Origin of the sequence: Enterobacter sp. HMSC16D10 (genome assembly GCF_001807145.1) — a bacterium.
Taxonomy (GTDB): domain Bacteria; phylum Pseudomonadota; class Gammaproteobacteria; order Enterobacterales; family Enterobacteriaceae; genus Enterobacter; species Enterobacter roggenkampii.
In genome coordinates, this window is record NZ_KV787857.1 from 1 (window position 1) to 18,655 (window position 18,655).

Sequence of the window (18,655 nt, forward strand, 5' to 3'; positions counted from 1 at the left end):
GTAAAGTGGGTCAGTTTTCAGTTGGTGTTGACACTGTATCGGGACTGCTCGATGAGAGATAAAGCCTTGGATGTAAGTTGCTGTGTTTCTGGTGACATAAGCGCTCCAGTTTGTTCTGACGAAACATTCAAGAGGTAGAAACGAAGAACCCCGCCGAAGCGAGGTTCTTTGCTTTCCTGCCTGATCGCCTTAATGCCGAAGCAAAGACGTCTTGATAAAGTCGGGGCAACCGGACATTTCCCGGTCGATGAAGTCCTGACGTTTCGCCAGCGGCCATTTCATGAACGCCGCGAGCGGGATGCGCTTATTCGTGTTAGTATTGCCTTGCAGCATAACAAAGCTCCTTAATTGCTTGATTGTGTTGTAAGGGCTGCAACGAAGGTCGAAGAGCGATGCGGCCCTTATTTATGATTATTACAGCATCATAAAATAATATCAAGGGACAATAAAACGATACCAAGAAACAAAACTTTCACATGTGAAAGTCTCCCCGCTGTCCACCTCGCACACTCCAAACGCCCAAATAACTTGTCTATCTGCCCAAAATGGGCGCGTAAGCGTCCGATAGAAAGTAATTGTTAGTGAGATATTGACTACACGGAATATGGCTATATCATAGAATCATAAAATGATACTGTAAAAGTGATATGTATGCCAAAGCAAGCAAATCATCTCCGTTTGAAGAAACCTTGCGCCAACTGTCCATTCCGGAAGGAGGGCGCTATCGAGCTGGTCCCTGGGCGATTAGAAGGCATCATCAACGACATCGTTGAAAACGACATGACGACGTTTCATTGCCACAAGACCGTGCATTCAAAGTCAGGTGGTGAATGGGATGAAGAGGGTAACTATGCACCTTCGGGACAAGAGTCGATGTGTGCCGGTGCTGCGGCTTACTTGATGAAAATAGGCAGGCCGACAGTGGCTATGCGAATTGCCTTTGCGTTTGGTGATGCAAAGGTGTCCGACTGGGACGAAGCTCAAGAGCTGGTTGTCGAGCCTTTGGTACAAGGGGACCGAAATGAGTAAGCGATATGCGGTAGTGCCGCATCCGAAACTGAAACGAGAGTACAAAGGTCGGCTGGTCAGAACTACTCGGGTACTAAAAAACGGCTGGGGGGTGATCCCTCTAGGGGCTGTGGCAACGGTCACGCATCAGTCTCCCAAGGGATCAGAACTGACCTTTGAACCATGCGACTGCTGCGGCCTGAAAGCCATTATCAGTCATGTAAGCATGGACTCCATTGAATTTATCGAACCGATTACTGAGGAAGAAGATGGACGAGAACAAGCTCAACATTGAAACGGTCGATGGGCACAACGAGCTGGTAGTCAGCTTTTTGTCCAGAATGGTAAGCCTGAGTGACGAGGAAAAGCAGACAGTATTGTCCTGCCTTCCGGGCACCGGCAAACAAACAATCACCCAGCACTATGAGGCGCTGCGTTCTCAAGGGCACCAGGATCTTGCAGAGAAGGTCGAACCATACCTCCAGCAGGGGGTGTTTGGGCCGATCTTCGATAACGCCAAGTCCAAGGTGTTCGTTCGGGACGAAGCGCCTTTTTTCCTCATGGATGAAAATCCTTTGAACTGGGATGACGCTAAAGCATTCAATCGCCTACGTATGAGTACGACCTGTGTTCTTGGCCGTGGCGGCTGGACTATCGGTGAGCGCTTTGATGACCGCTTTGATACCGAGGTGGGCGGAACACAGCTTATCGTCACCCAGTCACTCAACGAAAAAGGTGAGATTGAAGGAGGACTTCCTACCTCGATGTCGCTGAATGACTTTGCTGAGTTCCCTAAACAGCCAAGGCCTCCTCAAATAGTCGATTACCAGGAAGACAAGCGATACACGCTTGAGGAAGCGGAAGCTATCCCTGAGCTCGCACCAGTGGTTCAGCGTCTGAAAGAGCGCATCGAAGAGTATGAGGAGAGAAGAGCCCATGATTGACATGACATGCCGCCTCTGTGCTGGTTCCGGTGTTTATGACTTTTCCCCTTCCAAAGAAACCTGCGGTATGTGCCAAGGGCATGGGAAATTTGCTGACGCCAAAGCAATGCTGGTGGCTGCCATCGAGCTGGCAAAGAAGCAACGCGAGCCGGTCATTGAAGTGGTAATGGGGTTGGTGCTCCAGGGTGTGGATGTTAGAGGGAAGGAGCCTGGAGAGCGGTTCAAGGCTGCTCAGGCCTTTAACGCCCCAGGGCACAACCTATTACGATACGGGTGGGATGCTTGGGAGCTCTATGCCCTCCATGAGGGTGTAAGTCCAGAACTTGCATCGCTTGGCCGAAGTGTGATGCGCGAGTGGCATAGCCATTCATGGGGCCGGTTCAGTGGAGAGGTAGGCTTTAACGCCGCCGAGATCATGATCAAACAGGCCAAAGACAACCCAGAAAAAGCAGAAGAGCGCTGGGCGTTCCTGCTTAGTGAAGAATGGATGGTGGAGTAATTGTCGTGACAGAACAAACCAATAAGAAATTGATGCTGGATGAGTCTCCAGATATGCCCCTGCAATTCAAGTGGAGAAAGTTTGGTGGTGCGATTTTTACTGCCACGCAAACAATGGAGCACGTCAAGGAAGGACGTAAGCTCGGGCCGACTCCAGCAGGGATGCTACCTCAAGAAGTGTGGCTGAACCGCCTGATCGCTATGGAAGAAACCCTGCCACGAGGGAAGTTTTTTGACAGATTCCGCCGCCGCGACAAAAACGAGCAGTATGACTTGGCCGCCGATCATCTCCGTCTTGTCGGACAGAAAAAGCGATAGGGGGATAGATGAAAGCCCAGGCATACCCACCATCAGTCATTCGTAAAGGCGCTGTGTTGTACGCAGCCCTTTATTACATCTCTGATGATGATAAAGCAAAGGTCGAGGTTACAGAGTGGATAGTTCGCTCTATTCAGAAACGACGCAACTCAACCAGCGATCAACGCTATGTCAATCTTGCCCAAAAGTTAGATGGGATTACGTGGGGGAAAAGGTCACGGAAGAATGGGGACTTTGGTTGGTTGCCATCTATACCGAGCTGGTGTTTGAAGCAGTTCCGGGAAGGTGGCGAATTGCCTTTTGGCGTTTATACGACGCGACTGGCCGCTCTCAAGTTTGCGAAAGTCAGCTTGCAGGAAGAGGTCCAATATTGCGAGGCCGAGCTGAAAAAGCCTCAGACAGAAGAGGATACTCAGGAACTCCAAGAGGAGCTGGCGGAGAACCAGAGACTTCTGAAAGCTGCTGGAGCAATGGTGAAGCGCGAGCAAAACAAGAAGAAAAGAGGTTGACCAATGTTACCGATCGTCTCCCCCTCCGTAGTAACCAAACAACTTGCGTTCAATCGAGTAGGCGATAAACGCAAGGTTAGGGTTTCGTCCAACTTTTTGGATGTTATGGGGTTCAAGCCAGGTATGGGCATCGCCGTTGAGCCAGGGGAGGGGATGGGCGGTTTTTCGGTGATCCCAGCGACCGATGAACTACAGACACACCAGGTTTATCAGCGCCGGTATCAACCAAAGAGTCGCTCCAACAACCCGCTGGAAACCGTTATTGAGTTTTCTGGACAAGGGCTCATAGATAAGTGCTTCCCTCGCTATACAGAGCGTTTCCACGTCGAAATGCGAAAAGGCCGAGTAGTCTTCACTCCTGTCGCAAACAGAGCCTTTGCCATTGCGGATCGGTTCAGAAAAACCAGCCCTTTCCGTGCCTTTGTGGCATTGACTGGCGGGGTAGACATTCATGTTATGGAAGCGCTTGGCTGGAAGGCTGAGATTGTTTTGGAGCATCGTCCAGTTGAAGCCAGAGACAGAGCATCCGGGCGGAACCTGAGTGAAGTACATGCGCTCAATACGCTGGTGAACAGCTCCCCGCGTATCCTGCTGAATGAAGACATTCATCACCTGGAGCTGGATCGCCTTGGAGCCTTGCTGGCGGAGTGCCCACCAATTGGTTTGGCCCATTACTCGTTGGGGTGTGATGACCACTCAAACGCCAAAAGTCCAAGGGACAAAGAGCGTTCTCTTGAGGATCTCTCCACCATGCTCGACATGGTTTACCCGGCACTAAAACAGATCGAGGTCGTGAACCCTGCCGTCGTGCTGGTGGAAAACGTCCCGAACTTCAAAGCATCCGGAGCCGGGGCGATGATGGGAACGACACTGCGGCGGATGGGGTACTTCCTCACTGAGATGGTCTTGAACGGTCTGGATTTCGGCGCTTACCAGGGGCGAGAACGCTATTACATGGTGGCGTCGGTCTTCCCTGGGTTCGTTCCACCGAAACCTGAGCAGAGAGCTGGTGGACGATTGTGGCCGGTGATCGAGAAGCACCTCGGGGATTGTGCTGACGTCACAGTGTTGAAGTCAATTCAGGCCAGAGAGTCAACTTCTCGCAGGATGCCTGCGTTCTTGACGAGAGAAAGCACCAGTTGCCCGACCATCCTCAAGTCTCAGGATCGTGGGGTAAAGGATGCAGTGTACATCCAAGACGGTGGCCGCATTTACAAGCCATCGGTCGATCTGGTTCAGGAGTTGATGTCGATACCTGATAGCTTTGATGTTTCGTGGATGGCAAAAGAACAAGCGACAGAAACGCTTGGGCAGAGTGTGGATTACAGATTGCATTCAGCGGTCATGGCCGCAGTTCGGGATCACCTGAATGTGAATTGCGGTCGCCATACCGTGGTGCAGCACGGTATCAGAAGTAAGGAAGGTAGATAATGGCAGTCATTTACTACGGCGAGGGAACCCATGACGCCGGTTTCGTCGGGTTCCGTGTCGCACGAACAGTTGGGGTGGCGGATGATTACCGGCAGGAATACTTCTCCTTGAGAGAGTATTCCTACGCAACAGCTCACCGGCTGGCCTACAGCTTGGACCGAAAGTGGGAAGCTGAGGCAGAAGAGGTGAAGCGTCAGAATAAGACTTGTAAGCGGCGACGCAACTCCGGGCCAAACATCATTGCTGAGGGGCTGAGGGCTTATATCAGCATTGAGAACCGGAGCCGGATGGGGGTGAAGAGAACCTACTTCGCGCCTTGTTTTCTCGTCACAAAGCCAGGCTACGGCAATGGGGATATTGCTTTCAGGATTTCCACTCATGGCTACGCAGAAGCCTACGAAAAGGCGGTGGAAAAATATTGTGAGATCCATGATTTGACGGATGAGCAGTATGTTGAGTTGCTTGACCGTATGCCGAGTACAGAGGTGTTCACTGGATACCTGCTGAATGCTCTTTTAATGCGCGGCCATCGCGCTACAAAAGCTGAAATACTGAGTAAGCTGGGGGCTGAGAAGAATGAAGAGGACATTGCCAATGGCAAAGGGAAAAGCGGCCAGAACAGAGTGCGTTGCCCAGAGTATCGGTGGGCGCAATAACAGCGCCACCAGCTTTTGGGACCGTATTTTAACAGTTGAGGAGACGGCCACACTCATTGGCGTCAGGATCTCTGAGCTCAAAGACGCGGTGCGCTATCAGAAACTCCTGAAAGGGAAGGCAGCTCCAGAAGTACATTCGGTATCAGGAACTGGGAAACTGTTTTTTGATGGGCGATCCATTAAATCGTTCATAGAGGACTAACCGGTGGATCTGGATCAAAAGCAAGAACCGTGGATCAGCGTCAACGACAAGATGCCGGTCGTCGGTGTGCCTGTTCATTGCCAGCTTAAAGGATGTTGGTCGGGCAAAATTGTTGAGTACGACTTGATCCATGTTCAGGAAGATGATTGTTCGTGGCGAACGGCGGACGACAACTCGGAAGTCAGCTATGACTTCGATGTCATCACCTGGAGACCTATTTAGGTTTGGGAGTCTTGCATTATCCGGCGGTTATTGCCGTGAAAATACGGATGTTCAAACCATGTTTTATAGCAACACCTCCTTGGGGGCGGAATTATGTTTTTTGATAACAAAGTAGAATCTCACTCGCTCGTAATGGGAGCCAGCGGGAAGGGTAAATCGGTCTTGTCCGAACAAGTGCGGAAAAATGCGAGGCTGCGCGGTGATCTGCTGGTGGATACTGAAATGTACCGTGAAGGTCGAGGGTTGAAACCATACGAGCATGAGTACGCTCGTCGCTTAGTTCTGGGGCTAAGTGGACCGTTGCCGCGTGAACTGCGTGGGAAGCCGGGGACGGTTATCTCTGATGTGTCCAGGCCAAAAAAGGTAAAGCGTCAGCCAAAGCAATTTGTTAAGACCGTGAATGGCGTAACCCTTGAACGCCAATTGGTGGCCGATGCAAGAGATCAGTTGGAAATGCAAACAGGCGTCTGGCTCAAACAACCACAGCTCATCGAGCTGATGGAAGAGTCGGGCATAGACGAAACTCTGGCCGATTTTGGTGAGGCTGAAACACAGATCCGAGAAATGCTGGCGGATGCGTTGGCGATGAAACTGGTAGGACGCTCATGGCCCAAGTGTGGAGCCCTCTATAACGCGGCAGAAAAGTCCGACGTTAACTTCTCCTCCGAGCTTGATGCTGCGGCCAAAAAAGCTGGATACATGGTTCGCTAAATGGGATTTGGTGTGGACAAGATAGATCGGCAAAGTTGGCTCGTTAAATTCAGGCGAGCGAAGTGTCAGGACACTTTAGACACGATGAGGGATGCGGCCATTCGCAACTATGAAGGGAATATTCGTGTTATCGCGGATATTGTATTGGCCCATGAGGCGAGAGAGACAGAAATTGAAAAAGGGATGTTTTGTCGAATAGTTAGATAGTCTGATGGGCTATCAGGTGGTGATTATGAAAAAGAGAATACTTCATCTGCCCGTAAAAAAGATTTACTTCGATCAGATCAAATCTGGAGAAAAACCAGATGAATATCGCCTCGTTACAGACTACTGGATAAAAAGACTAGAGGGGCGCGAGTATGATGAAGTCCATGTTAAGTGTGGCTACCCAAAGGCTGGAGATATGTCCAGGATAGAGATTCGCCCTTGGCGTGGCTTCTCAAGGAGTGTTATAACGCACCCGCACTTTGGAGATTGTCCGGTTGAAGTATTCGCTATCCATGTGAATTGAATGGTGTATGACAACTGTGCTTGGTAGGAAAATCAGGTATCAAAAGAAATTGGGTTATTAAAAATTAGGGGCCATCGGCCCCTTAATTGTTTTAGTCTGTGAACATTGAACAATCGAGGTGGGATAGTGCTTGTTCGTAGCTGTCTTTGTTGTTCGTCTTACGTAGTTCCACCAGCTCAACAATCACTGGACTTAAAGCCAGAGATTGAGGCTCCCAGACGCGCTTGCATTTGACCGCCATGTTGGCATTTACGTCTGTAACAACGTAGAGAAACTCAGGCGCTTCTTTCAATGTCCCCAGGCCCTTTGCCATATCCACAGCCTCAGAGTTCTTATAGCTTCGAGTAAAGCTCAGCTCGTCTTGGGGAATGTAGCTGGCAGTCGCCGCAGCCAAACCTGACACCATGCCTTTACCTGCGCTTTTTGCAATGGCCGAGCTGGTAGCTAAAGTTGGCATTACGGCCTGCCCCATTTGGCTGGCGGATGCCGCCGCCAAGCCTGAGGCGATGTTCTTCCCTGCATCTTCGGCAGTGGCTGAGCTGGTGGTGAGCATCGCAGTTAAAATGATTGTTCCAAACATACTTAATTCCTCTATCAATCCATAAAGTCCGACTTTTTGAAGGGCATAGTGCCTTTGCAATCGGGATAGGCGGTGCAGCCCCAGAACTTAGAAGCTCGCTTCTTGCCGGGCGCTTTTCCTTTCCTGAGACGCATCGGGCTACCGCAATCTGGGCAGTCTGGACAATCCTCAGCCGCGATACGCTTCTCGGGTTTCCCTCGGTTGTCTGGGAACGTCTTCTTGCAAGCCTCGTTCTGGCAGCCCCAGAAAAATCCGTTCTTCCCTTTGATCCGGTGCATCTCTCCACCGCAGTTGAAGCATTCGTGTGAAGGCGGCTTAGCGCCCTCGAAGGCTTTAGCCATCGCGCCACCTTCTTTGGTCAGAACCGGTGCGGCCACTTTGAGCTGCTCAACCATTTGGCAGATCCAGGTGGAAATCTGCTTCATGAAGACAGACATATTCCCGGAGCCGGAGGCGACTTTCTCAAGCTCCTGCTCCCAAGCCGCAGTCATGCCGGGTGATTTGATGGCTGGTGGAAGCACTGCGATAAGCGCATGAGCCTTATCAGTTGCAAGCAGTACCTTTTTCTGACGTTTGAAGTAGCCTTTATCAACAGCGCCCTGGATGATGCTTGCGCGTGTTGCTGGAGTGCCTAAACCGGCTGTGTCTTTGAGAATTTGCTTGAACTTCTCCTCAGTCACGAACCGGGCAATGTTCTCCATCGCGGCAAGCAATGTGGCTTCGGTGAAGTGCGGTGCTGGCCGCGTCATTTTGTTTGCCAGCTCGGCACCATTAAGCAAAGCGGGTTCGCCCTGGCTAACCCTGGGGAGCTTCTCTTGTTCAACCGGCGCGTCGGTGTCTTCCCCCTCGTCCTTGGGACTGCTTTCACTATCAGAAGCAAACAAAACCTTCCAGCCTTGTTTGGCAGGTGTCTTACCAGAGGCCGCAAAGAGGTGACGCCCACACTGCACCTCGATGGAGGTTTTGGTGAACTCGAACTCGCTGTAGAACTGCGCGATGTAGAAACGACGGATGGCGTCGTAAAGATTGAACTCGATCTCAGACATGGCACTGATGTCTGTTCTGGCCGGTGTTGGAATGATCGCGTGGTGCGCGGTCACTTTGGCGTCATTGAATACCCTGGCCTTGCGATGAGGATCTGCGCCAGCCACCAGCCCAGAGACGTTCTGATCGGACAAAATGAGCGCCTGGAGAATGTCCGGAATGTCTTCCTTTTGGCTCTCGGGTAGATAACGACTATCAGTACGAGGGTAGGTGGTCGCTTTGTGCGTCTCGTACAGAGCTTGAGCTGCATCCAGTACCTGCTGAGCGGTGTATCCCCATCGTTTGCTTGCGTATTGTTGCAGCGACGTTAGATCGAAGGGGAGGGGGGCTGACTCTTTACCTGGTTTGGTTTCTGCTTTGCTGATAACAGCATTGGCACCATTGACCTGGGAGGCTACCTGCTCGGCATAGGCCTTATTGACGCACCGGCCTTGCTCGTCACTGCACTCTTCTGGTGGTATCCATTGGGCGGCAAACTGTCCATTCTGTACGGACACGTTCACACCCAGAGTCCAGTATGGTGAGGGGGTGAAACCGGCGATCTCTCGGTCCCGTTGACAAACAAGAGCGACGGTTGGGGTGATAACCCTGCCAACGTGAAGAGTGTGGTTGAAGCCGACATCTCGGGCCAGCACTGTGTAGAGGCGGCTCACGTTCATGCCTACCAACCAGTCAGCGCGTTGCCGTGCCAATGCGGCGTAGTAGAGTGAGACCGTATCCTTGCCATCCTTTACGTTGTTCAGCGCTTTCTTGATGCTTGACTCATCGAGAGCCGTCAAACAAACCCGGCGAATAGGGCCAGAGTAGCGGAATCGATCCAGAAGCGAACGGGCGATAGCCTCACCTTCTCGGTCGTAGTCCGTTGAGATGTAGATGGTGCTCGCCTTTTTGACCAGTCCCTCAACAATTTTGTACTGTTTGAACGCACTCTTGCGAACGTTGTACCGCCATGACTCTGGTGCAATAGGGAGGGTCTCCAGTGACCATGACTTGTAGCGTTCGTCATAATCGTCTGGCATATACAATTCCAGCAGGTGGCCGAACGCCCACGTAATAACGCGGTTTCCTCCATCATGGAGAAATCCATCACCTCGTTGGGAGGCCTTCATTACGCCAGCCAAATCTTTGGCCTGAGAAGGCTTCTCGCAGATATAAAGGTCCATTAAGCAGCTCCTCTCATCTTTGATTCCAGATTCGCCAGCTCAGCCCAGCTTTGGGCCAGACCTTTGACTTCGGGGTAGTCTCTGGAGAGGTTTTCGAGGACTCCAGAAATGACATAGGCCGCTTCGCGGGAATTACCCCTCGAACCGGCCTCCTGGAGCATGATTGATAAAGCGTCGAAGAGCTCAGCCTTACGGCTTGGCTCTGTCTGGTTTCTTATTTCAGAGCTTTGCATGGGTTCACCACTGAATAGGGACGCACGGACTCGCGCACAATGCGGCGATCTGCGTCAGTTACAGCCTGGCTGGTGCAAAAGTGCGTCCAGGCATTCAGATAATCTTGATAGGTGTGGGTAGGTGGTATGCAGCCGGTTACAACATCCTTGGGGATGTTTGTAGTCCCCTCGGCTTCCACAAAGCGCCAATCGTGCTCGTCCATACCTTTGCCGCCATCGCAATAGCGTTCCCAGCGTGACAACTCGTACAGCGAGTAGCCTTTGCCTTTATTCATGGACTTGAAGGTATTGATGGCTTCGTTCACATCCCCGTGCTGCTTGATCCCTGCTGGAGTTTTATCTGAACCAGCGGAGTCATCTTTGACCTTGTTCATCGTTGCGCTGACATTACCGTCGCCCAGCACATGGATATAACCAGGTTGACGTAATGCAGCACCACCGCGCCCCATGTTGTCCCATGCCATCGACAGTTCCCGGCTAACTCGGGCAGGTTTGTCATTTTCGGCAGGGGCAGTCTGGGGCTGAGGCTTTTGCTCGGGGGCGTTAGAGGCACACCCGGCCAGAATTGCCACTCCCAGAATTGCTATCAGTTGTCTCATCGTGTCGTTCCTCATCAAAAATTGTCGATGAGCCCATTCTAAAAGGGGGGGGATGGAAAGCTGGTTTCTCAAACTGCCCAAATTGGACAGATAGGCGTGTGTGCGATCTAAAGGTGTTTTGAGAGCATGTAGCGACGAGAAATACGATAGGAATATGGTCAACCTACATGCTGAAAGCCCTTAACAAGTTATTTGGTGGGCGAAGTGGAGTGATCGAGACCGCGCCGAGCGCCAGAGTGTTGCCGCTTAAAGACGTGGAAGATGAAGAAATCCCTCGATACCCACCTTTTGCCAAGGGCCTGCCAGTGGCCCCACTAGACAAGATACTGGCAACCCAAGCTGAACTGATTGAGAAAGTGCGGAACTCTCTCGGTTTCACTGTGGACGACTTCAACCGGCTTGTTTTGCCGGTGATCTAGCGGTATGCCGCGTTTGTTCACCTGTTGCCAGCTTCCGAATCACACCACCACCGTGGCGCTGGTGGTCTGTTCCGACATGGGCTTGAAGTGGCCTTCTGGGCAGCTCAGGCATCTGAGTCAGTTATCTTTTCCATCGAGGGGACGCCTCGGGAACGCCGTGACAATGAGCCGCGTTGGAGACTGGCGAGCTGTTTCTCTGGGCTGCTGCATGATGTGGGTAAACCGCTCTCGGATGTGTCCATTACGGACAAAGACGGGTCAATCACATGGAACCCGTATTCGGAGTCACTTCATGACTGGGCACACCGTCACGAAATCGACCGTTACTTTATCCGGTGGCGCGACAAGCGACACAAAAGACATGAGCAATTCTCGCTGCTGGCGGTGGATCGAATTATTCCGGCTGAGACTCGGGAGTTTCTGTCCAAGTCTGGCCCGTCCATCATGGAAGCGATGCTGGAAGCTATCTCAGGAACCAGCGTCAATCAGCCTGTGACCAAGCTGATGCTTCGCGCTGACCAAGAGAGCGTCTCACGGGACCTTCGCCAGAGTCGTCTCGATGTGGACGAGTTCTCCTATGGTGTGCCCGTCGAGCGTTACGTGTTCGATGCCATCCGCCGCCTGGTTAAAACCGGAAAATGGAAGGTCAATGAGCCAGGCGCGAAAGTCTGGCACCTCAACCAAGGTGTATTCATTGCCTGGAAACAGCTTGGGGACCTTTATGACTTGATCAGCCACGACAAGATCCCCGGTATCCCACGAGACCCTGACACACTGGCCGACATTCTCATCGAACGTGGTTTTGCTGTACCAAACACGGTGCAGGAGAAGGGTGAACGTGCGTACTACCGCTACTGGGAAGTTTTGCCTGAGATGCTCCAGGAGGCGGCGGGTTCGGTGAAGATCTTGATGCTCCGACTCGAATCAAACGACCTGGTGTTTACGACTGAGCCTCCTGCGGCTGTTGCTGCGGAAGTTGTTGGTGATGTTGAGGACGCTGAGATTGAGTTCGTTGATCCTGAGGAAGCCGATGACGGTGACGACCAAGAGGAAGGTGAAGCAGCTCTGAACGATGACATGTTGGCCGCAGAGCAGGAAGCAGAGAAAGCTCTAGCTGGCCTTGGCTTTGGTGATGCGATGGAGATGCTGAAAAGCACCTCCGATGCTGTCGAGGAGAAGCCAGAGCAAAAAGATGCGGGACCAACGGAATCATCTAAGCCTGACGCTGGCAAGAAGGGTAAGCCGCAGAGCAAACCGGGCAAAGCAAAACCGAAGAGTGATACGGAGAAACAACCCCATAAACCAGAGGCAAAAGAGGATCTGTCCCCTCAGGACATTGCCAAAAACGCACCACCTTTGGCAAACGACAATCCGTTACAAGCACTCAAGGATGTTGGGGGTGGACTGGGGGACATCGACTTCCCGTTTGACGCATTCAACGCATCGGCAGAGACAACCAGCACTGACGCAACAAACTCAGAAATCCCAGATGTGGCAATGCCCGGAAAGCAAGAGGAGCAGCCAAAACAGGACTTCGTTCCACAAGAACAAAACTCCCTGCAGGGCGATGACTTTCCAATGTTCGGTGGTTCTGATGAACCGCCATCATGGGCGATTGAGCCGCTCCCTATGCTGACTGACGCACCAGAACAACCAACGCACACGCCAGAAATGCCGCATACGGACAACGTTAATCAGCATGAGAAGGACGCAAAGACCTTGCTCGTTGAGATGTTGTCTGGATACGGGGAAGCATCGGCGTTGCTTGAACAAGCGATCATGCCTGTTTTGGAAGGTAAAACGACGCTGGGCGAAGTCCTATGCCTGATGAAGGGGCAAGCCGTCATTTTGTACCCGGATGGCGCTCGGTCGCTGGGTGCGCCGTCAGAGGTTCTCTCGAAGCTGTCCCACGCCAACGCGATTGTTCCGGACCCGATTATGCCAGGTCGCAAAGTTCGTGATTTCAGCGGAGTGAAGGCAATTGTACTGGCGGAGCAGCTTTCAGATGCAGTCGTGGCGGCCATTAAGGATGCCGAGGCGTCAATGGGTGGATACCAGGATGCCTTTGAGCTCGTCTCTCCCCCTGGCTTGGATGCAAGCAAAAATAAGTCTGCACCGAAACAACAAAGCCGAAAAAAGGCGCAGCAGCAGAAGCCTGAGGTTAATGCCGGTAAAGCCTCGCCTGAACAAAAGGCGAAAGGTAAGGACTCCCAGCCACAGCCGAAGGAGAAGAAGGTCGATGTTACTTCTCCGGTTGAAGAGCAACAGCGCAAGCCGGTCCAAGAAAAACAGAACGTGGCTCGCCTTCCTAAGCGGGAGGCTCAACCGGTGGCTCCTGAGCCCAAAGTTGAGCGTGAGAAGGAATTGGGACACGTCGAGGTGCGAGAAAGGGAAGATCCAGAGGTTAGGGAGTTTGAGCCGCCTAAGGCGAAAACAAACCCGAAAGACATCAACGCGGAAGATTTCTTGCCGTCTGGTGTTACGCCTCAGAAAGCACTCCAGATGCTCAAGGACATGATCCAAAAACGCTCGGGCCGATGGCTCGTGACACCTGTCCTGGAAGAGGATGGCTGCTTAGTAACCAGTGACAAAGCCTTCGACATGATTGCCGGTGAAAACATCGGCATCAGCAAACACATCCTCTGCGGGATGCTGAGCCGGGCACAGAGACGCCCTTTGCTCAAGAAACGTCAGGGAAAATTGTATTTAGAGGTAAATGAAACATGACAATGAGTTATGACCCGCTCGCCTACGAGATGCCGTGGCGGCCCAACTATGAAAAAAATGCTGTAGCAGGCTGGCTTGCCGCCTCCGGCGCGGCTTTGGCCGTAGAGCAAGTCAGCACGATGCCGCCGGAGCCATTCTATTGGATGACGGGGATCTGTGGCGTGATGGCGATGGCTCGTTTGCCCAAGGCTATCAAACTTCACCTGCTCCAAAAGCATTTGAAGGGGCGTGATCTGGAGTTTATTTCCATTGCGGAGCTCCAAAAGTACATCAAGGACACGCCGGACGATATGTGGCTTGGTAGTGGGTTCCTGTGGGAAAACCGCCATGCCCAGCGCGTGTTTGAGATCCTGAAACGCGACTGGACTTCCATCGTAGGGAGAGAGTCCACGGTCAAAAAGGTTGTCCGGAAGATACAGGGTAAGAAAAAGGAGCTGCCAATCGGCCAGCCCTGGATTCACGGGGTAGAGCCCAAAGAAGAGAAGCTGATGCAGCCACTCAAGCACACTGAGGGGCATTCGCTGATCGTTGGGACCACCGGCTCGGGCAAGACCCGTATGTTCGACATCCTGATTTCACAGGCCATTCTGCGTGGGGAAGCCGTGATCATCATAGACCCGAAAGGGGATAAGGAGATGCGGGACAATGCCCGACGTGCCTGTGAAGCTATGGGGCAGCCGGAAAGATTCGTCTCATTTCATCCAGCATTCCCGGAAGAGTCGGTGCGTATCGACCCTCTGCGTAACTTCACCCGCGTGACTGAAATCGCAAGTCGTTTGGCAGCGTTGATCCCGTCCGAAGCAGGGGCCGACCCGTTCAAATCATTTGGATGGCAGGCACTGAACAACATCGCTCAGGGCTTGGTCATCACTCATGATCGTCCCAACCTGACAAAGCTCCGCCGATTCCTTGAAGGTGGCGCTGCTGGCTTGGTCATCAAGGCCGTTCAGGCTTACTCAGAGCGAGTTATGCCCGACTGGGAGGCAGAAGCAGCGGCTTACTTGGAAAAAGCCAAAAACGGTTCGCGTGAGAAGATCGCTTTCGCGTTGATGAAGTTCTACTACGACATCATCCAACCTGAGCACCCGAACTCTGACCTGGAAGGCTTGCTGTCGATGTTCCAGCACGACCAAACCCACTTCTCCAAGATGGTGGCGAACCTCCTGCCGATCATGAATATGCTGACGTCCGGGGAGCTAGGCCCTCTGCTGTCTCCAGACTCATCTGATCTGAGCGACGAACGCCAGATCACCGATTCCGCAAAAATCATCAACAACGCTCAAGTTGCTTATCTGGGGCTCGACTCCCTGACCGACAACATGGTTGGTAGTGCTATGGGGTCCATCTTCCTGTCAGACCTGACAGCGGTTGCCGGTGACAGATACAACTACGGCGTCAACAACAGACCCGTAAATATCTTTGTTGATGAGGCTGCCGAGGTGATCAACGACCCGTTCATCCAGCTCCTGAACAAAGGTCGCGGTGCGAAACTTCGTCTTTTCGTTGCAACTCAGACTTTTGCTGACTTCGCAGCTCGACTGGGTAGCAAAGACAAAGCGCTCCAGGTGTTGGGGAACATCAACAACACGTTTGCTCTGCGTATCGTCGATGGTGAAACCCAGGAGTATATCGCGGATAACCTGCCGAAGACCCGGCTCAAGTACGTCATGCGGACTCAAGGCCAGAACTCGGATGGCAAGGAGCCCATTATGCACGGAGGCAACCAAGGCGAGCGTTTGATGGAGGAGGAAGCTGATCTGTTCCCAGCCCAGTTATTGGGAATGCTTCCGAACCTGGAATACATAGCCAAAATTTCAGGCGGAACAATCGTAAAAGGCCGTCTGCCCATATTGACCCAGTAAGAGCAGAGCTATGTGTGACAAGAAGTATAGAGATTACGAGGTAGCCATCATGGTCGATGTGAACCCTTTCGACAGGGTTATGAATGAATTGAAAAGTCGTGGCCGCAAGAACGCTCACATCCTGAGCATCCTCCAATTCGACTGGCCTGCATCGGAGGCCATCATCGAGAAGCTGAGCTGCTACATCACAGACGGGATTAAGGCTAATCAGGAGCCTGTGATTTACCCGATCATTGAAGAAGCTCTGCATCGCTACAGCCAGCTCGTGTTTCATGAGCAGAGAGAGAAATATGAAGACCCGGCCAGAATTGGGGCATTTCTGGAAACCCTGATCACCGAAACCTGCCGGGCGTTGGAAGTGCAAATTGTCGATAGTGGCGGTGATTCATGGTCTGTCGATTCAGGAGAGTCGTTCTCACTGTGGCTTTCTTCCCATCCAGGAGAACTATCCATTAACCCGCAGCCCCATGAGGATGAGACCTCTTTGCGTGGCTTGCTGTATGAGCTCATCACCTGTGAGAGCGTGAAAACTGTTTTAAGGAGAACCGACTATGAAGAAGCCGTGGTTGCTGGTCGCATGGCTGCTGGTTATTGAGTTGCTGGCAATATTGCTGCTGATCCCTGGCGACTGGACAGACAGAGCCATCAAAAGGGAATCCGTGCTGGTGGAACAGAGTCTTGGTGTCGAAGCAAGAGACTGGATACAGAACAAAGCATCTACCTGGTTCAGGTCGAGCGTTATTGATTCAGGCTTCTATGAGGGGATGTACCAAACGCTGATCCCATCAGAAGAGGAGCGCCAGAAGTCCAAGGGGATGCAGGATATGGGCAAGGGCTGGTTTGTGTGGGTCAAAGGCCGCATGGAAGCCTTTGTCAACGTCATTTACCAGTTCTACACACGGTTGGCGCTGTTAGCCGCGTGGGCTCCCTATATGCTGATCCTGTTCGTACCTGCGGTATATGACGGGATGATGACATGGCGAATTAAGCGGACCAACTTCGATTATGCGAGTCCGGTTCTCCATCGTTATAGCGTTCGCGGAACGATGTACCTGATGGCCGGATTGTTCATCGCGTTCTTCATCCCCATAGCGCTCGATCCGGTTGTCATCCCGATGACAATGATGACGTGCTGTGTCCTGGTTGGCCTGACGTTCGGCAACCTCCAGAAACGGGTATAGGGAGGGAGGATGAGCTACTCCGTTATAAATCAAGATGGGGTGCATCTGTGCGACATCCCATTGAACGTCTACCAGGTGATACGTCGCCAATCCTTGTCTGCGTTGTGGCTTTACTGGGCGCAGAGCTTGAATTTGGTGAAGGTGCTCATTGCTTGCGTCGGAAAGATGATCTTTGTGATGCCGGTAATGTGGTTCTGGGTGCTGGTGGTGTGCCGCTTGGTTGAACCAGAACGTATCTCAGACGTGCCAGGACTTATCTCTCCGGACGTGATCGGGTGGGCCGCTGGTGCGGCCATCACCCTCATTATCTATTCCGTTTTTACACGCCCAGCTTTGTACGGATACCACAACTTTTTCAAGCAGCATATTTGCTCAAGAGTAAAGCAAGTAACGCCGGAACTCAGAACAGTCACTGGGCCACTGTTCTTTTACCGAAACGAAATTGGAACGATATAGAGAGGAACCATGAAAGTAACCAATAAACTCAAACTGCTGGCACTGGGGCTGTGTATGGCCGGTACTGCCATCGCGGCTCCTGATGTGCTCAATGACGACGCAAAGCTCAAGAACCTTGAGAAGGTGTGTCCCGACTGTAAGATGGTGGCAAAAGATGTACTCAATCTGCGGGTTGAAAACTGCCAGCTCAAAGACACTTCCAGTGCAATGATGATTGGCACCATGCAAAATGACCCTATGTTTTCGTTTATGCTGGCAGTACACACAGCGGCAGGCTCGGAGGCATACAAAACGGTAGTTGGTGCCGCTGGCAACCATGTTGACTGTGAAAACCCGTTGAACTGGATCAAGCTGACCCAGCAAGCGATTAAAGGAGGCAAAGTCTAATGCGTAAGAGAGATTTCTTTTTTGGAGAGGTGTATGAGGGGGGTGCAGGAGCCACTCTACGACTGAGTGATATGGAACCATTGGCAAGAAAAGTGTCGGCAGAGTTCTTCACTGCACAACTGAACCGTATGCTGAAAGAGCATGACGGTCAGTTGACGCTCAGCGATGGAACGTCGTACCCCAGCTTTTGGAGCTTCATCGACAAGGTTGTTCCAGAGCAGGTTGGTTTCGTGGAGATCTACGCTCGGCAGGATGTTAACGATAATGTTGAAGCGACACTGGCGTGTGACATCGTTTTGGTAAATGGTGTGATCACCGTTAAACCTCACTGGTGTGCTTACAAAGACATCAGGGCTGACGAAGTGATTTCCACCTTACTGGTGCCTTTGCATTTGAAGGCTCTCCAGGGTAAGGCTTACATTCGCTGGGATGATGGTGAAACCGAACCTCTGTTACAAAACGACGACTATCAGGCTGAACTTGAAAATGTGTTTAGTGTTTCCAAGTACCCATCAGCCATGAGCTGGGGCGATACAGCAGACCAGAAGGTTAAGCAGTACAAGATGGACCTTGAGTGCGCCACAGATGTTGGTTGTCGAGGTGTCTCATCAGAGCAAGCATGGGATGCTTATCGAGAACTCCGTTACAATAGAACAGTGTGAAACAAGCGGCCATTGGCCGCTTTGAACTTTCACATGTGAAAGTTTTTCGCCTCCCGCTCTTATCATCTCCTCGAATAAACCTCCATAAAGTGCCCAAAATGGGCCGTAACAGCACTGTTCCTAGATTGATCAATTAAGAGACGATTACTCCGTGATGACGACAAGTTATTTGGAGGGTCTATGTCCGCACAAGCTCACGTCAGAGAAAGCGAAAGCTCATCTGGTTCATTCATCTCCTGGCAGTTCCTTGTCTGGCAGGTGATGTTCGTTATAGGTGTTGTTGCAGGGATGAACCTGGAACACGCATTCAATTTTCTAGGTTAATGGGAGGA

General features: G+C 51.9%; 24 protein-coding genes and 1 pseudogene. 20 read left to right on the forward strand and 5 right to left on the reverse strand.

Annotated elements, in window-relative coordinates:
* Positions 1 to 189: 189 nt before the first annotated feature.
* The gene (locus tag HMPREF3143_RS25905; protein ID WP_000939033.1) at positions 190 to 333 is read right to left on the reverse strand and encodes a hypothetical protein; all 144 of its coding nucleotides are present in this window, start codon (positions 331 to 333) and stop codon (positions 190 to 192) included.
* A gap of 318 nt (positions 334 to 651) precedes the next feature.
* On the opposite strand from HMPREF3143_RS25905, the gene HMPREF3143_RS07230 reads away from it, so the two are divergent.
* The 11 genes from HMPREF3143_RS07230 (at position 652) to HMPREF3143_RS07280 (ending at position 7,010) form a co-directional block, all read left to right on the forward strand.
* A complete protein-coding gene (locus tag HMPREF3143_RS07230) occupies positions 652 to 1,029 on the forward strand; it encodes a hypothetical protein (protein ID WP_001125905.1) in 378 nt (125 codons plus the stop codon).
* Positions 1,022 to 1,303 carry a hypothetical protein gene (locus HMPREF3143_RS24665; protein WP_000044824.1) on the forward strand — a complete coding sequence of 94 codons (282 nt, stop codon included), beginning with the start codon at positions 1,022 to 1,024 and terminating at the stop codon, positions 1,301 to 1,303. Before HMPREF3143_RS07230 ends, HMPREF3143_RS24665 begins: the two co-directional genes overlap by 8 nt.
* Positions 1,278 to 1,952 (forward strand): hypothetical protein, encoded by a 675-nt coding sequence (locus tag HMPREF3143_RS07235; RefSeq protein ID WP_032413515.1) that lies wholly within the window; start codon positions 1,278 to 1,280, stop codon positions 1,950 to 1,952. The genes HMPREF3143_RS24665 and HMPREF3143_RS07235 overlap by 26 nt, the downstream gene beginning before the upstream one ends.
* Entirely contained in the window at positions 1,945 to 2,451 is a 507-nt protein-coding gene (locus tag HMPREF3143_RS07240; RefSeq protein WP_000566600.1) for a hypothetical protein, read from the forward strand. The genes HMPREF3143_RS07235 and HMPREF3143_RS07240 overlap by 8 nt, the downstream gene beginning before the upstream one ends.
* A complete protein-coding gene (locus HMPREF3143_RS07245; RefSeq protein WP_000348669.1) occupies positions 2,436 to 2,768 on the forward strand; it encodes a hypothetical protein in 333 nt (110 codons plus the stop codon). Before HMPREF3143_RS07240 ends, HMPREF3143_RS07245 begins: the two co-directional genes overlap by 16 nt.
* A gap of 8 nt (positions 2,769 to 2,776) precedes the next feature.
* On the forward strand, positions 2,777 to 3,277 hold the full coding sequence (locus HMPREF3143_RS07250; RefSeq protein ID WP_000647189.1) for a hypothetical protein: 501 nt from the start codon (positions 2,777 to 2,779) through the stop codon (positions 3,275 to 3,277).
* A 3-nt stretch (positions 3,278 to 3,280) separates the two neighbouring features.
* On the forward strand, positions 3,281 to 4,708 hold the full coding sequence (locus HMPREF3143_RS07255; RefSeq protein WP_000936896.1) for a DNA cytosine methyltransferase: 1,428 nt from the start codon (positions 3,281 to 3,283) through the stop codon (positions 4,706 to 4,708).
* The gene (locus HMPREF3143_RS07260; RefSeq protein WP_000268551.1) at positions 4,708 to 5,364 is read left to right on the forward strand and encodes a hypothetical protein; all 657 of its coding nucleotides are present in this window, start codon (positions 4,708 to 4,710) and stop codon (positions 5,362 to 5,364) included. Before HMPREF3143_RS07255 ends, HMPREF3143_RS07260 begins: the two co-directional genes overlap by 1 nt.
* A 205-nt stretch (positions 5,365 to 5,569) precedes the next feature.
* Positions 5,570 to 5,788 (forward strand): hypothetical protein, encoded by a 219-nt coding sequence (locus HMPREF3143_RS07265; protein WP_000362482.1) that lies wholly within the window; start codon positions 5,570 to 5,572, stop codon positions 5,786 to 5,788.
* A gap of 93 nt (positions 5,789 to 5,881) precedes the next feature.
* On the forward strand, positions 5,882 to 6,499 hold the full coding sequence (locus HMPREF3143_RS07270; protein WP_070532447.1) for a phage head-tail adapter protein: 618 nt from the start codon (positions 5,882 to 5,884) through the stop codon (positions 6,497 to 6,499).
* 232 nt (positions 6,500 to 6,731) lie between these two features.
* Positions 6,732 to 7,010, forward strand: a complete 279-nt coding sequence (locus tag HMPREF3143_RS07280) for a hypothetical protein (protein WP_014386427.1) — start codon at positions 6,732 to 6,734, stop codon at positions 7,008 to 7,010.
* Between the two features lie 91 nt (positions 7,011 to 7,101).
* Here HMPREF3143_RS07280 and HMPREF3143_RS07285 read toward each other — a convergent pair whose 3' ends face one another.
* The 4 genes from HMPREF3143_RS07285 to HMPREF3143_RS07300 are packed head-to-tail and all read right to left on the reverse strand — an operon-like array spanning position 7,102 to position 10,629.
* Entirely contained in the window at positions 7,102 to 7,590 is a 489-nt protein-coding gene (locus tag HMPREF3143_RS07285) for a hypothetical protein (RefSeq protein WP_000468105.1), read from the reverse strand.
* A gap of 14 nt (positions 7,591 to 7,604) precedes the next feature.
* On the reverse strand, positions 7,605 to 9,797 hold the full coding sequence (locus tag HMPREF3143_RS07290; protein WP_000366821.1) for a DNA topoisomerase III: 2,193 nt from the start codon (positions 9,795 to 9,797) through the stop codon (positions 7,605 to 7,607).
* Entirely contained in the window at positions 9,797 to 10,030 is a 234-nt protein-coding gene (locus HMPREF3143_RS07295; protein ID WP_001191892.1) for a hypothetical protein, read from the reverse strand. Before HMPREF3143_RS07295 ends, HMPREF3143_RS07290 begins: the two co-directional genes overlap by 1 nt.
* Positions 10,012 to 10,629 (reverse strand): hypothetical protein, encoded by a 618-nt coding sequence (locus HMPREF3143_RS07300; protein WP_001249396.1) that lies wholly within the window; start codon positions 10,627 to 10,629, stop codon positions 10,012 to 10,014. Before HMPREF3143_RS07300 ends, HMPREF3143_RS07295 begins: the two co-directional genes overlap by 19 nt.
* Before the next feature lie 167 nt (positions 10,630 to 10,796).
* Between HMPREF3143_RS07300 and HMPREF3143_RS26240 the strand changes: the two genes are divergently transcribed.
* The 9 genes and pseudogenes from HMPREF3143_RS26240 (at position 10,797) to HMPREF3143_RS25910 (ending at position 18,647) form a co-directional block, all read left to right on the forward strand.
* Positions 10,797 to 11,048 carry a hypothetical protein gene (locus HMPREF3143_RS26240; protein WP_254668423.1) on the forward strand — a complete coding sequence of 84 codons (252 nt, stop codon included), beginning with the start codon at positions 10,797 to 10,799 and terminating at the stop codon, positions 11,046 to 11,048.
* A 12-nt stretch (positions 11,049 to 11,060) separates the two neighbouring features.
* Positions 11,061 to 13,775, forward strand: a pseudogene (gene mobH, locus HMPREF3143_RS07305) (MobH family relaxase); the annotation flags it as partial.
* The gene (gene traD / locus HMPREF3143_RS07310) at positions 13,772 to 15,637 is read left to right on the forward strand and encodes a conjugative transfer system coupling protein TraD (RefSeq protein ID WP_000178856.1); all 1,866 of its coding nucleotides are present in this window, start codon (positions 13,772 to 13,774) and stop codon (positions 15,635 to 15,637) included. The pseudogene mobH and the gene traD, both read left to right, overlap by 4 nt.
* A gap of 49 nt (positions 15,638 to 15,686) precedes the next feature.
* Positions 15,687 to 16,232, forward strand: coding sequence for a hypothetical protein (locus tag HMPREF3143_RS07315; protein ID WP_000228720.1), 546 nt, complete (start codon positions 15,687 to 15,689; stop codon positions 16,230 to 16,232).
* The gene (locus HMPREF3143_RS07320; RefSeq protein WP_000743450.1) at positions 16,189 to 16,818 is read left to right on the forward strand and encodes an IncC plasmid conjugative DNA transfer DtrJ family protein; all 630 of its coding nucleotides are present in this window, start codon (positions 16,189 to 16,191) and stop codon (positions 16,816 to 16,818) included. Before HMPREF3143_RS07315 ends, HMPREF3143_RS07320 begins: the two co-directional genes overlap by 44 nt.
* A gap of 9 nt (positions 16,819 to 16,827) precedes the next feature.
* Positions 16,828 to 17,274, forward strand: coding sequence for a hypothetical protein (locus HMPREF3143_RS07325; protein WP_000122506.1), 447 nt, complete (start codon positions 16,828 to 16,830; stop codon positions 17,272 to 17,274).
* A 9-nt stretch (positions 17,275 to 17,283) separates the two neighbouring features.
* Positions 17,284 to 17,661, forward strand: coding sequence for a hypothetical protein (locus HMPREF3143_RS07330; protein WP_000869261.1), 378 nt, complete (start codon positions 17,284 to 17,286; stop codon positions 17,659 to 17,661).
* The gene (locus HMPREF3143_RS07335; RefSeq protein WP_001231463.1) at positions 17,661 to 18,323 is read left to right on the forward strand and encodes a hypothetical protein; all 663 of its coding nucleotides are present in this window, start codon (positions 17,661 to 17,663) and stop codon (positions 18,321 to 18,323) included. Before HMPREF3143_RS07330 ends, HMPREF3143_RS07335 begins: the two co-directional genes overlap by 1 nt.
* 180 nt (positions 18,324 to 18,503) lie before the next feature.
* A complete protein-coding gene (locus tag HMPREF3143_RS25910) occupies positions 18,504 to 18,647 on the forward strand; it encodes a hypothetical protein (protein WP_001275801.1) in 144 nt (47 codons plus the stop codon).
* Positions 18,648 to 18,655: the final 8 nt, after the last annotated feature.